Here is a 12105-nt window from a genome sequence, read left to right as displayed (position 1 = left end):
TCATCGCACATTGTCCGGCATGACGGGCGTGCACCGCGCGCCACCCTGCTTCGGAGATGCGCCATGAGCCATTCCACGAACGACACGACGAGCACCGGCCTCCACCACGTGACCGCGATCTCCGGCGAGGCGCGGCGCAACCGCGACTTCTACACCCGCGTGCTGGGGCTGCGGCTGGTGAAGAAGACCGTCAACTTCGACGATCCCGGCACCTACCACCTCTATTTCGGCGACGCGGCCGGCGCGCCGGGCACGATCCTCACCTTCTTCCCCTGGGCGAACGCCACGCCGGGGAAGGCGGGTGCGGGCGAGACCGGCGAGACCGCGTTTCGCGTGCCGAAGGCGGCGATCGGCTTCTGGCTCGCGCGCTTCGTGCGGATGTCGGTCGATCACGAGGGGCCGGCGACCCGCTTCGGCCGGCCGGTCGTGACCTTCCGCGACCCGGACGGCATGCGCCTCGCGCTCGTCGGCGTCGATGGCGCCGAGGCCGAGCCCGCGTGGGCGGTGGACGGGATCGAGGCGGCGCACGCCATCCGCGGCTTCGAGAGCGTGACGCTCGAGGTCGGCGCGCTCGCCGGCACCGCTGCGGTTCTGACCGAGGTCTTCGGCCTCGCAGAGACCGGGCGCGAGGCGGGCCGCGTGCGCTTCGAGGGCACGGCGGCGGTGGGCGCCGCGGTCGAGCTCGTCGAGAGCGCGGCCGGGCGCCCGCGGCTCGGCGCCGGCTCCGTCCACCACGTCGCCTTCCGCGCCGCCTCCGACGCGGCGCAGGCGGCGATGGCGGAAAAGCTCGCCGCCATGGGCCTGCCGGCGACCGAGCAGAAGGATCGCAACTACTTCCGCTCGATCTACTTCCGCGAGCCCGGAGGCGTGCTGTTCGAGATCGCCACCGACGAGCCCGGCTTCGCCGCCGACGAGCCGGCCGACAGCCTGGGCGAGGCGTTGAAGCTTCCCGCCTTCCTCGAGCCGCAGCGTGCGCGTATCGAGGCCGTCCTGCCGCCCCTGTGAGGAGTGCCCGAACCATGGCCGACCTCTCCTTCGTCCACACCCACGCGCCGGGAGATCCGGCGCGTGCGCCTCTCCTCCTGCTGCACGGCACGGGCGGGAACGAGCACGACCTCGTCACGCTCGTGGCCGAGATCGCGCCGGGGCGCGCGTTCGTCTCGCCGCGGGGAAAGGTGCTCGAGAACGGCATGCCGCGCTTCTTCCGGCGCCTGTCGGAAGGCGTCTTCGACGAGGCGGACGTACGCGCCCGCGCCGACGAGCTCGCGGGCTTCGTGGCGCGGATGCGCGAGGCCTACGGGCTCGCCGCGCCGATCGCGGTCGGGTTCTCGAACGGCGCGAACATCGCGGCGGCGGTGATGTGGCGCCATCCCGGCGTTCTCGCCGGCGCCGTCCTGTGGCGGGCGATGACGCCGCTGCGCGAGGCGCCCGCGGGCGGGCTCGACGGAACGCCGGTGCTGATCGTCAGCGGCGCCATGGATCCGATCGTCCCCGCCGACGACGTGGGCAATCTCGCCAGCCGGCTGCGCGAGGCCGGTGCGTCCGTGGCGCACGAGACGCTCCCCGTCGGCCACGGGCTGACGCGGCCCGATCTCGACCTCGCCCGCGGCTTCCTCGCGACGCGCGGGTGATCAGCCCGACACGCGCTCGACGAGCACGAAGCCGGTGTCGATGGCGCGCTCGAGCACCGGCTCGCCGCGCATGCGCGCCAGGACGAGGCGGGCGACCTCCCGCCCGACGAGGTCGCCCGCCGGGCGGATCGTGGTGAGCGGCGGCACGCACGCGGCGGCGAAGGGCAGGTCCCCGAAGCCGACGAGTGCGAGGCGCTCGGGCACCGGCAGCGCCCGGCGCTGCGCCTCGAACAGCGCGCCGATGGCGACGAGGTCGTTCGACGCGGCGATGCCGTCGACGTCGGGCAGCTCGCGCAGCGCGCGGTCGAGGAGCAGCGCGCCGGCCTGCGGGTCGGCGGGGCCGGGGTGGTTGAGGATCGACACGTCGATCCCCTCCGCCCGCGCCGCCGCGGCGAAGCCGTCCGCGCGCTGCGCGGCCCGTCGGTCCTCCTGCATGCGCGCGCCGCAATAGGCGAGCCGCCGCCGACCGCGGGCGATCAGCCGCCGCGCGGCGGTGGCGCCGACCGCGCCGTGGTCGAAGCCGACGCCCATGTCGACCGGCGCCGCGCCCCGCTCCCACATCTCGACGACGGGCACCCGCGCCTTCTTGAGCAATGCGCGCGTGTCCGGGCTGTGCTCGAGCCCCGTCAGCACGATCGCCGCCGGCGCCCAGGCCAGCGCCGCGCGCACCAGCGCCTCCTCGCGGGCGAGGTCGTACTCGGTGTGGCCGAGCAGCACCTGCAGCCCGTGCGGCGCCAGCGCCGCCTCGAGCGCCGAGACGGTCTCGGCGAAGAACGCGTTGCGCACGGACGGCACGATGAGGCTCACCACCCGCGACGATGCCGCCGCGAGCCCGCCGGCGACGAGGTTCGGCACGTAGCCGAGATCGGCGACCGCGCGGGCGATCGCCTCGCGGGCCGGCGGCGAGACGCTCTTCGGCCTGCGGAAGTAGAGCGACACGGTGGAGGCGGAAACGTCCGCGGCGGCAGCGACCTCGGACATGGTCACCGCCTGCATCTTCCGCCGCCCCCGCCGCCGCGGCCCCGCGCCGTCCATTCCCCGTCCCCGATCGTAGCGCTGTGATCATGCGACGTTGGCGGATGCCGGGTGCGGTGTCAAACGGGCCGTCGCCCACGGCCACCCCCCTGTCATCCCGGATTGCGAAGCAAGTCCGGGACCCAGAACCACAGGTGTTCGTCGAGCGGCGTGCAAAGGCCCCGGCGCTCCACGCCTCTATCAGCGTCGGTGGACGCCTGCGCTTCGCGCACGCTGAACACACCTCTGCGTTTCCGTGCCCCGAGCCCGCTTTCGCGACCCGGGGTGCAGGGGTGTGCGGGCGCGCGCAGGCCGGCCTGCCCATCGCCCACCTTGCGCCCGTATTTCGCAGCGCTAAGATGCGCGATCGGTTCCCCCCGAGAGAGGCTCGATGACGACCCGCCGCACCCTCGACAGCCTGCGATCCCAGCGCTGGTACGCCGCCGACGACATGCGCGCCTTCGCGCATCGGCAGCGCACCCAGCAGATGGGCATGCGGCGCGAGGAGTTCATGGGCAAGCCGGTCGTCGCCATCCTCAACACCTGGTCCGACATGAGCCCGTGCCACGCCCATCTGCGCGAGCGGGCGCAGGCGGTGAAGCGCGGCGTGTGGCAGGCGGGGGGCTATCCGGTGGAGCTGCCGGCGCTCTCGGTGGGGGAGGTGATGGTCAAGCCCACCACCATGCTCTACCGCAACTTCCTCGCCATGGAGGCGGAGGAGCTCCTGCGCTCGCATCCGGTCGACGGGGCGGTGCTGCTGGGGGGCTGCGACAAGTCCACGCCGGGCCTCCTGATGGGGGCGTTCTCCATGGACATTCCCGTGATCTACTGCCCGGCCGGCCCGATGTCGAACGGGCAATGGCGCGGCGTGAAGACGGGTGCCGGCACCCACACCAAGAAATACTGGGACGAGTACCGTGCCGGCCGCCTCTCGGCGCAGGACTGGGTCGATCTCGAGAGCCGCATGACGCGCTCCGCCGGCACCTGCAACACGATGGGCACGGCCTCGACCATGACCTCCATCGTCGACGCGATGGGGCTCACCCTCTTCGGCGCGTCCTCGATCCCCGCCGTCGATTCCGGCCACGCCCGCATGGCGGCCGCCTGCGGCGAGCGCATCGTCCAGATGATCTGGGAGGACGTGCGCCCCTCCACCATCCTCTCACGCGAGACCTTCCAGAACGGCCTCGTCGCCTACATGGCCATGGGCGGCTCGACCAACGCGGCCGTCCATCTCGTCGCCATGGCGCGCCGCGCGGGCGTCGACCTGACGCTCGACGACATGGCGGCGGTGTCGGCGCGCATCCCGGTGCTGGCGAACCTGTTCCCGTCCGGCGACTACCTGATGGAGGACTTCTGGTTCGCCGGCGGGCTCCCGGCGCTCCTCAAGAAGCTCGAGGCGCACCTCGACCTCTCGCGTCCGACCGTGGAAGGCCGCACGCTCGGAGAGGCGCTCGACGGCGCGCAGTGCTGGAACGACGACGTCATCCGCGACCTCGCGAACCCGGCGGTTCCGCTGGAGCAGGGCCGGACGCTCGCCGTGCTGCGGGGCAATCTCGCCCCCGACGGCGCGGTGATGAAGACCTCCGCCGCGAGCCCGAAATTCCTGCGCCACGAGGGTCGCGCCCTCGTCTTCGACGATCCGGGCGCGATGAAGGCGGCGATCGACGATCCCGATCTCGACGTCGACGAGAACACCGTGCTGGTGCTGCGCAACGCCGGCCCCGTCGGCGCGCCGGGCATGCCGGAATGGGGCAACCTGCCGATCCCCAAGAAGCTGCTGATGGCCGGCGTGCGTGACATGGTACGCATCTGCGACGGGCGCATGAGCGGCACGCATTACGGCACCTGCGTCCTCCACGTCTCGCCGGAGGCCGCCGTCGGCGGGCCGCTCGGGCTGCTGCGCACCGGGGACGTCGTCGTGCTCGACGTCCCTGCGGGGCGCCTCGACATGAAGGTGGACGAGGCCGAGATAGCCCGCCGCAAGGCGGCGTGGACGCCCGGCGCCTACCGCTACGACCGCTCCTTCGCCGCCCTCTATCAGCGCCACGTCTCCCAGGCGCACGAGGGCTGCGACTTCGACTTCCTGGCCGCGGGACCCGCAGTCCCCGAGCCGCCGATCTACTGAGGCCGCGATGATCGACATCACCAACCGCTTCAAGCGCCGCCTCGCGGCCGGCCCCACCGCGCCCCTCGGGAGCTGGCTGATGGCGGCGGCGCCCTCCACCGCGGAGGCGATGGGCCACGTCGGCTTCGACTTCCTCGTCGTCGACATGGAGCACGTGCCGATCGATCTCGGCGACCTCGCCCACATCCTGCGCGCGATCGGCTGCACGGGTGCGGCCCCCGTGGTGCGCCTGCCCTGGAACGACCAGGTGATGGTCAAGCGCGTGCTGGATCTCGGCGCGGAGACAGTGATGGTGCCCTTCGTCGAGAGCGCCGACGAGGCGCGGGCCGCCGTGTCCTTCGCGCGCTATCCCCCGACGGGCGTGCGCGGCGTCGCCGCCGTGCATCGCGCCTCGCGCTTCGGGCGCGCGAGCGACTATCTCGGGCGCGCCGACGCCGAGACCTTCGTCATCGTCCAGCTGGAGACGCCCCGCGCCATCGCGCGCCTCGCCGAGATCGCGGCGGTGCCCGGCGTCGACGCGCTCTTCGTCGGCCCCGGCGACCTCTCCGCCGCCATGGGGCGGATGGGGCAGGTGGGGCATGCGGAGGTGCAGGCGCTGATCGCCCAGGCGGCGCAGGGCGCCAAGGCCGTCGGCAAGCCGATCGGCATCGTCGGGCCGAACCCGGAGATGGTCGCGCGCTTCCTCGACTACGGCTACGGCTTCGCCGCGGTCGCCTCCGACGTCGCCATGATGACGGGGCGCGCGGCCGATTGGCTCGGAACGCTGCGCGGCGCGAACGCATCCTCCGCAGGCGGCCCCGCGGCCGCATACTGACGGACGGAGCCAGGAGAGCCGCGATGACCGAGATCCTCACCCTCAGCAACGGCGAGCTCGCCCTCGACCTCGCGCCGGGGGTCGGCGGGGCGATCGCGGGATTTCGCGTCGGTGACGTGCCGATCCTTCGCGAGACGACGCCCGAGATGCTCGCGAGCGGGGACGCGACGCTCACCTCCTCGTTCCCGCTCGTGCCGTTCTCAGGACGCATCGACCGGGGGTGCTTCGCCTTCTGCGGCGAGGAGCACCGGCTCGTGCCCAATTTCGGCAGGAGCCCGCATTCTCTCCACGGCTTCGGCTGGCGCAGCGCCTGGGTGATCGGCCCGCGATCCGAGAGCGCGGCGACGCTCGTGCTCGATCATGATCCCGAAGGGGAGGGCGCCGGGCTGTGGCCCTGGCGCATGCGCGCCGAGCTGACCTACGCGCTCGAGACGACCTCCCTCGTCATGACGCTCGCGGTCGAGAACCGCGACGCGCGCCCGATGCCCTGCGGGCTCGGCTTCCACCCCTACTTCCCCCGTCGCCCCGGCGCGGGCCTGCGCTTCCGGGCGGCGAGCGTGTGGATCGCGGACGAGCGCGAGATCCCCGTGCGCCGCGAGGCGCCGACCGGCGACTACGACTTCTCCGCCTTGAAGGAGGTCGAGACCGTCACGCTGGACAACGCCTTCTCCGGCTTCGGCGGCGAGGCGCAGATCGTCTATCCCGATCGCAGGCTCGCGCTCGCCGTCACGGCGGACGCGCTGTTCACGCATTGCGTCGTCTTCGTGCCGCCGGGCAAGGACTTTTTCTGCGTCGAGCCGGTGTCGCACATGCCCGACGCGATCAACCGCATGGCCGAGGTCAAGGACCACGGCCTGCGCATCCTCGCGCCCAACGAGCGCCTCGTCGCGAGCGCGCGCATCGCCGTGGAGCGCCTGCCATGACCGGCGCCGCGCCCGAAGCCCGCCTCGTCCTCGACTGCGCCGCCCAGCTCGGCGAGAGCCCGCTGTGGGACGCGCAGGAGGAAGCGCTCTGGTTCGTCGACATCAACGGCCGCGCCATCCACCGCTACCATCCCCAGAGCGGCGCGCACGCCGTGGCCGCCGTGGGCGAGGACATCGGCTGCATCGGGCTGACCAGGGGGCGCGCGCTCGTCGCCGGCATGCGCTCGGGCGTGTTCCTCCTCGCGCGCGACGGGTCCGTTCTGAGGAAGCTCGCCGACAACCCCGAGGACCGCGCCTGGTCGCGCTTCAACGACGGGCGCGTCGATCCCGCCGGGCGCTTCCTCGTCGGCACGATCGACGAGGAGCGCGGCGGGCGCGCGGGGCTCTACCGGCTCGACCGCTCGGGGCTGACGAAGCTCCTCGACGGGCTGATGACCTCGAACGGCCTCGCCTTCTCCGCCGACGGCCGCACCCTCTTCCACGCGGACACGCCGCGCTTCACGGTGACGCGCTACGCCTACGATCCGGCGACCGGCGCGCTGAGCGACGGCGAGGTGTTCTGCCGGCTCGATCGCGACTCGACGGACCGGGCGCGGCCGGACGGCGCGGCACTCGACGTGGACGGCTGCTACTGGACGGCGCTCTACGAGGGCTCCCGGATCCAGCGCTGGTCGCCCGACGGCGCGCTCCTCGCCGAGATCCCGATCCCGGCGCGCTGCCCGACCATGGTCGCCTTCGGCGGGCGCGACCTGAAGACCCTCTATGTGACGACCGCGCGCGCGGGGCGGCCCGAGCCGGAGCTCGCGCAGACGCCGAACGCCGGCGGGCTCTTCGCGCTCGACGTGGACGTGCCCGGGCGGCTCGAGCCGCTCTTCGATCCGGATCTCTGAGATGGCGAGCGACACGCGAACGGGTCTCCACGATTACGAATCGGTGCGCTACCGCTCGCTGAAGGGCCGCGCCGTCGTGATCACCGGCGGCGCGTCGGGTATCGGCGCGGAAATGGTGCGCGCCTTCGCCGCCCAGGAGGCGCAGGTCGCCTTCCTCGACATCGACGAGGCGGCCGGCCGCGCGCTGGCCGAGGAGACCGGCGCCGCCTTCGACGCCTGCGACATAACCGACGTCCCGGCCCTGCGCGAGACGCTCGCACGCATCGAGGCGCGCTACGAGGGCGTCGCGGCGCTCGTCAACAACGCGGGCCGCGACGATCGTCACGCCATGGAGAGCGTCGAGCCGGACTACTGGCGCCGCACGCTGGCGCTGAACCTCGACCATCACTTCTTCGCGACCCAGGCGCTCGCGCCGGGCATGGCCGAACGGGGCGGCGGCTCGGTGATCATGCTGGGATCGATCTCCTGGATGCGCGGGCGCCCGGGCATGGTGGGCTACACGACGGCGAAGGCCGCCATCAACGGCCTGACCAAGACGCTGGCGCGGGAGCTCGGCGCCTCGGGCATTCGCGTCAACTGCCTCGTGCCCGGCGCTATCCTCACCGAGCGCCAGGAGAAGCTCTGGCTCACGCCGGAGCTGAACCGCCAGTTCCTCGATCTCCAGGCGCTGAAGTTCCGGCTCGACGCGAGCCACGTCGCGCGCATGGCGCTCTTCCTCGCCTCCGAGGAGAGCGGCGGCTGCACCGGCGCGAACTTCGTCGTCGACGCCGGCCTCACCCAGAACTGAAGGCACCCTTCCCATGCACCTCGTCGCTGTCGACGACGGCTTCGACCTGTATCTCGGCGCGCGCCTCGTGCTGCGCCACCGGCCCGACCGGCCCTGCCTCTTCGTCGGGCGCGGCGAGCCCCGGATCGCGATGTATCGCGGCAACTTCGAGATCGAGGACCATGTCGAGGAGCGCGTCGGGCTGCGCCACGCGGCGATCGCGGGGCGCCTCGTCGCCTTCTCGACGAGCCCGGAGGCGAAGCCGCGCCTCGTCGTGGCGATCGAGGGCGACGAGGACGCGGGCGCGCTCGTCTTCGTGGAGGCGGACGCGGCGATCGACCGGTTCTGGCTGCGCGTCGAGGCGGAGGAGGGCGAGCGCGTTTACGGCGGCGGGGAGCAGATGTCGTATTTCGACCTCTCCGGCCGGAAGTTCCCGCTCTGGACCTCCGAGCCCGGCGTCGGGCGCGACAAGAAGAGCGAGATCACCTTCCAGGCGGACAAGAACGGCGGCGCCGGCGGCGACTACTGGCACACCAACTACCCGCAGCCGACCTTCCTCTCGACGCGCCGCTATGCGCTCCACGTCGAGACGACCGCCTATTCCGCCTTCGACTTCCGCCGCCGCTCCTTCCACGAGATCGAGGTCTGGGCCGTGCCGGCGCGCATCGAGCTGTTCGGCGCGCCCAGCCTCGAGGCGCTGGTCACGTGCCTCTCCGACCGCTTCGGCCGCCAGCCTCCGCTGCCGGAGTGGGTGATGAACGGCGCGATCATCGGCTTGAAGGACGGCGCCAACTCGCTCGCGCGCCTGGAGAGATACCTGGAGGTGGGCTGCGCGGTCTCCGCCCTGTGGTGCGAGGACTGGGTCGGCATCCGCGACACGTCCTTCGGGCGGCGCCTGTTCTGGGACTGGCGGGCGAACGAGCGCTGGTATCCGGGCCTGCGCGCGGCGATCGCCTCGCTCGCGGCGCGTGGCATCCGCTTCATGGGCTACGTCAACCCCTACCTCGCCGTCGACGGCACGCTCTTCCCCGAGGCCGAGGCGGCAGGGCACCTCGCGAGGAACCGCGCCGGGGAGACCTACCGCGTCGACTTCGGCGAGTTCGACTGCGGCATCGTCGACTTCACCGCGCCCGCGGCCTGCGCCTGGTTCGAGGAGCGCGTCATCGGTCGGGAGATGCTCGATGCCGGCCTGTCCGGCTGGATGGCGGATTTCGGCGAGTACCTGCCGGTCGACGTCGTTCTCTCGGACGGCTCCGACCCGATGCTGATGCACAATGCCTGGCCCGTGCTCTGGGCGGAGGTGAACGCCCGCGCGGTGGAGAACCGCGGCATGACCGGCGAGGCGTTGTTCTTCATGCGCGCCGGCTTCACGGGCGTTCAGCGCCACTGCCCGTTGCTGTGGGCGGGCGACCAGTCGGTCGACTTCTCGCGCCACGACGGGCTCGTCACCGTCATCTGCGGCGCGCTGTCCTCCGGTCTCGTCGGCAACGCCTACCACCATTCCGACATCGGCGGCTACACGAGCCTGTTCGGCAACGTCCGCACGGCCGAGCTGATGATCCGCTGGGCGGAGATGGCCGCCTTCACCCCGGTGATGCGCACCCACGAGGGCAACCGCCCGCGCGAGAACATCCAGTTCGACGACAGCCCGGAGCTGCTCGCGCATTTCGCCCGCGCGACCCGTATCTGGACGGCGCTCGTGCCGTACCTGCGCACGCTCGTCGCCGAGGCGCGCGAGACCGGGCTGCCCTGCCAGCGCCCGCTCTTCCTGCATTTCGAGGAGGACGCGCGGACCTTCGCCGTGCAGGACGCCTATCTCTACGGCCGCGACCTCCTGGTCGCGCCGGTCTGGCGCGCGGGCGAACGGGAGTGGACGACCTGGCTGCCGGCCGGCGCGCGCTGGGTCCACCTCTGGTCCGGCGAGCGCTTCGAGGGCGGGGCGGACGTCACCGTCGCGGCACCCTTCGGCGAGCCGCCGGTGTTCTGGCGCGAGGCGAGCGGCTTCGCGGAGCTGTTCGAGGGCGTCCGCCGGGAGTTCGCGACCCGCTGACCCGCTGACCCGCTTCCTCGCTGGAGGGGAGGAGTCCGCGCGGAGCGCGGGCGGTGGGGCGGTTCGGGCGCCTCGCCTCCCGTCAGGGCCACCGCACCGTCGGCGGCATCGACGACAGGATCGAGGCGACGTTGCCGCCGGTCTTGAGGCCGAAGATCGTGCCGCGATCGTAGAGCAGGTTGTACTCCACGTAGCGCCCGCGGCGGATCTGCTGCTCGTGCCGGTCCGCCTCGGTCCAGGGCGTGGCCATGTTCGCGCGCAGGATCCGCGGATAGATGTCCAGGAAGGCGAGGCCGACGCCCTTGGTGAAGGCGAGGTCCCGGTCCGGGTCGCCGGACCAGTGGTAGTCGTAGAAGATGCCGCCGATGCCGCGCGGCTCGTTGCGGTGCTTGAGCCAGAAATACTCCTCGCACCAGGCCTTGTAGCGATCGTAGTCGGCGATGTCGGCGAAGTTCTCGCAGGCTCCGCGCATGGCGGCGTGGAAGGCCTCGCTGTCGGGATCGTGCTGCGTGCGCCGGCGCTCGAGCACCGGCGTCAGGTCCGCGCCGCCGCCGAACCAGGGCTTCGTCGTCTTCACGAAGCGCGTGTTCATATGCACGGTCGGCGCGTGCGGGTTCCAGGGATGGGCGATGAGCGAGATGCCCGCGGCCCAGAAGCGCGGATCGGAGTCCGAGCCCGGGATCTGGCCACGGAACTCGGGCGCGAACTCGCCGTGAACCGTCGAGACGTGGACGCCCACCTTCTCGAACACGCGCCCGCGCATCATCGCCATCGTGCCGCCGCCGCCGTCGGCGCCGGTGTGGTCCTTGCGCGACCACGGTGTGCGCTCGAAGCGGCCGGGCGCGGAGGGCGCGTCGGCGTCGAACGGCCCCGTCGTCTCGTCCTCGATCGCCTCGAAGGCGGCGGTGATCCGGCTCTGCAGCTCGGCGCACCAGGCGGGCATCGCCGCCTGGAGCCGCTCGACGTCGGCCGGGTTCCAGGGTTTAGCGTCCGTCATCGGTGATCTCGTCTCGAACGGGGTGCGAGGAGCGTCATCCCGGGTCGCGAAGCGGGCCCGAGACCCAGAACACGTGCCGCCCGCCTCGGGACGCGCGAGAGCGCGTTCCGCCCGCGACGGCGATGGCGGCGTCGAGCGACGAGGCGTTCCACGCCGCTCGGACGAGCACCTGTGGTTCTGGGTCCCGGACCGCCTTCGGCGTCCGGGATGACGGGATCGGGCTCGTGCGCCGGCCGGTCACGCCAGGCGCCCGCTCGCGTGGGCGAGCATCGTGTAGACCTTGCCGGTCTCGGAGGTCAGGTAGGTGCGGGTGAGCACCTGGTCCCGATCGTCGCGGGCGACCTCGGTGAGAAGCCGCTCGAACTCCTCGACGTAACGGTCCACCGTCTGCCGGAAATCCGCGTCGCGGCGGTACTTGCGGCGGATCTCCTCGAAGGTCTGGCGGCCCTGCTGGGTGTAGAGCCGCGGCTCGAACTCGGCCATGACGCCGGGCTCGTAGCGATTCCAGAAGTCCACCGCCGCCTCGTGCACGATCATCCGGGCGATGTCGACGGAGATCGAGTTGAGGCTGTCGAGGGCGTTGCCGCCGCGGGCGCGCTGGGACGCGGGCTCGGACCGGGGCTCCGTGCGGGCGTCCTGCCGCGGCTGGGGCGCCGGCTCGCGGACGCGCTCGGGCTGGGGTGCGGGCGCCCGCACGGGTGCCTCGTCCTCCGAGGCGCGCTCCAGGAGATCCGAAAGCCAGCCGGCGCGGCCGGCGTCGCGCGGGGCGGGGTCGTCGCGCTTGAGGGACATCTTCTCGCCCCGCGCGGGACCGTTGCCGTTCCCGCCCGGGCCGCTCGACGCGCCGGTCGGTCCGGCGGCACCGCGCAGGCCCGGCGCCGTGGCGAAGGGC

General features: G+C 72.5%; 11 protein-coding genes. 8 read left to right on the top strand and 3 right to left on the bottom strand.

Going from position 1 to position 12105, the window contains the following annotated elements; all coding sequences use genetic code 11:
* The first annotated feature begins 63 nt into the window (after nt 1-63).
* Nucleotides 64-1005, top strand: a complete 942-nt coding sequence (locus ACTZWW_RS07725) for a ring-cleaving dioxygenase (protein ID WP_444780366.1) — start codon at nt 64-66, stop codon at nt 1003-1005.
* Between the two features lie 14 nt (nt 1006-1019).
* Entirely contained in the window at nt 1020-1631 is a 612-nt protein-coding gene (locus ACTZWW_RS07720; protein WP_444780365.1) for an alpha/beta hydrolase, read from the top strand.
* On the opposite strand, the gene ACTZWW_RS07715 is transcribed toward ACTZWW_RS07720, so the two are convergent.
* Entirely contained in the window at nt 1632-2612 is a 981-nt protein-coding gene (locus ACTZWW_RS07715; RefSeq protein ID WP_444780364.1) for a LacI family DNA-binding transcriptional regulator, read from the bottom strand. It lies immediately after the preceding gene.
* Nucleotides 2613-3036: 424 nt separating this feature from the next.
* On the opposite strand from ACTZWW_RS07715, the gene araD reads away from it, so the two are divergent.
* From araD to ACTZWW_RS07685, 6 genes are read left to right on the top strand one after another with little or no spacing between them, the layout of a single operon-like run.
* Nucleotides 3037-4773 carry an L-arabinonate dehydratase gene (araD, locus tag ACTZWW_RS07710; RefSeq protein ID WP_444780363.1) on the top strand — a complete coding sequence of 579 codons (1737 nt, stop codon included), beginning with the start codon at nt 3037-3039 and terminating at the stop codon, nt 4771-4773.
* Between the two features lie 7 nt (nt 4774-4780).
* On the top strand, nt 4781-5587 hold the full coding sequence (locus tag ACTZWW_RS07705) for an HpcH/HpaI aldolase family protein (RefSeq protein WP_444780362.1): 807 nt from the start codon (nt 4781-4783) through the stop codon (nt 5585-5587).
* A gap of 23 nt (nt 5588-5610) precedes the next feature.
* Complete coding sequence (locus ACTZWW_RS07700; protein WP_444780361.1) at nt 5611-6510, top strand: aldose 1-epimerase; 900 nt, start codon at nt 5611-5613, stop codon at nt 6508-6510.
* Complete coding sequence (locus ACTZWW_RS07695) at nt 6507-7400, top strand: SMP-30/gluconolactonase/LRE family protein (RefSeq protein ID WP_444780360.1); 894 nt, start codon at nt 6507-6509, stop codon at nt 7398-7400. Before ACTZWW_RS07700 ends, ACTZWW_RS07695 begins: the two co-directional genes overlap by 4 nt.
* Before the next feature lies 1 nt (nt 7401).
* Complete coding sequence (locus ACTZWW_RS07690; protein WP_444780359.1) at nt 7402-8187, top strand: SDR family NAD(P)-dependent oxidoreductase; 786 nt, start codon at nt 7402-7404, stop codon at nt 8185-8187.
* 13 nt (nt 8188-8200) lie between these two features.
* On the top strand, nt 8201-10216 hold the full coding sequence (locus tag ACTZWW_RS07685; RefSeq protein ID WP_444780358.1) for an alpha-glucosidase: 2016 nt from the start codon (nt 8201-8203) through the stop codon (nt 10214-10216).
* Between the two features lie 82 nt (nt 10217-10298).
* On the opposite strand, the gene hemF is transcribed toward ACTZWW_RS07685, so the two are convergent.
* On the bottom strand, nt 10299-11213 hold the full coding sequence (gene hemF / locus ACTZWW_RS07680) for an oxygen-dependent coproporphyrinogen oxidase (RefSeq protein WP_444780357.1): 915 nt from the start codon (nt 11211-11213) through the stop codon (nt 10299-10301).
* Between the two features lie 237 nt (nt 11214-11450).
* Nucleotides 11451-12105, bottom strand: a 655-nt coding sequence (locus ACTZWW_RS07675) for a hypothetical protein (RefSeq protein WP_444780356.1), incomplete at its 5' end; no start/stop codon positions are given.

It is taken from the genome of Salinarimonas sp. NSM, assembly GCF_052380005.1.
Taxonomy (GTDB): Bacteria; Pseudomonadota; Alphaproteobacteria; order Rhizobiales; family Beijerinckiaceae; genus Salinarimonas.
The sequence above is the reverse complement of the archived record's forward strand: the minus strand, read 5'-3'. Positions and strand labels throughout refer to the sequence as shown.

Excerpts from the sequence above, each read along its gene's own strand:
- ACTZWW_RS07725 (WP_444780366.1), top strand. The coding sequence starts at position 64 with ATGAGCCATTCCACGAACGACACGACGAGCACCGGCCTCCACCACGTG.
- ACTZWW_RS07720 (WP_444780365.1), top strand. The coding sequence starts at position 1,020 with ATGGCCGACCTCTCCTTCGTCCACACCCACGCGCCGGGAGATCCGGCG.
- ACTZWW_RS07715 (WP_444780364.1), bottom strand. The coding sequence starts at position 2,612 with ATGTCCGAGGTCGCTGCCGCCGCGGACGTTTCCGCCTCCACCGTGTCG.
- araD (WP_444780363.1), top strand. The coding sequence starts at position 3,037 with ATGACGACCCGCCGCACCCTCGACAGCCTGCGATCCCAGCGCTGGTAC.
- ACTZWW_RS07705 (WP_444780362.1), top strand. The coding sequence starts at position 4,781 with ATGATCGACATCACCAACCGCTTCAAGCGCCGCCTCGCGGCCGGCCCC.
- ACTZWW_RS07700 (WP_444780361.1), top strand. The coding sequence starts at position 5,611 with ATGACCGAGATCCTCACCCTCAGCAACGGCGAGCTCGCCCTCGACCTC.
- ACTZWW_RS07695 (WP_444780360.1), top strand. The coding sequence starts at position 6,507 with ATGACCGGCGCCGCGCCCGAAGCCCGCCTCGTCCTCGACTGCGCCGCC.
- ACTZWW_RS07690 (WP_444780359.1), top strand. The coding sequence starts at position 7,402 with ATGGCGAGCGACACGCGAACGGGTCTCCACGATTACGAATCGGTGCGC.
- ACTZWW_RS07685 (WP_444780358.1), top strand. The coding sequence starts at position 8,201 with ATGCACCTCGTCGCTGTCGACGACGGCTTCGACCTGTATCTCGGCGCG.
- hemF (WP_444780357.1), bottom strand. The coding sequence starts at position 11,213 with ATGACGGACGCTAAACCCTGGAACCCGGCCGACGTCGAGCGGCTCCAG.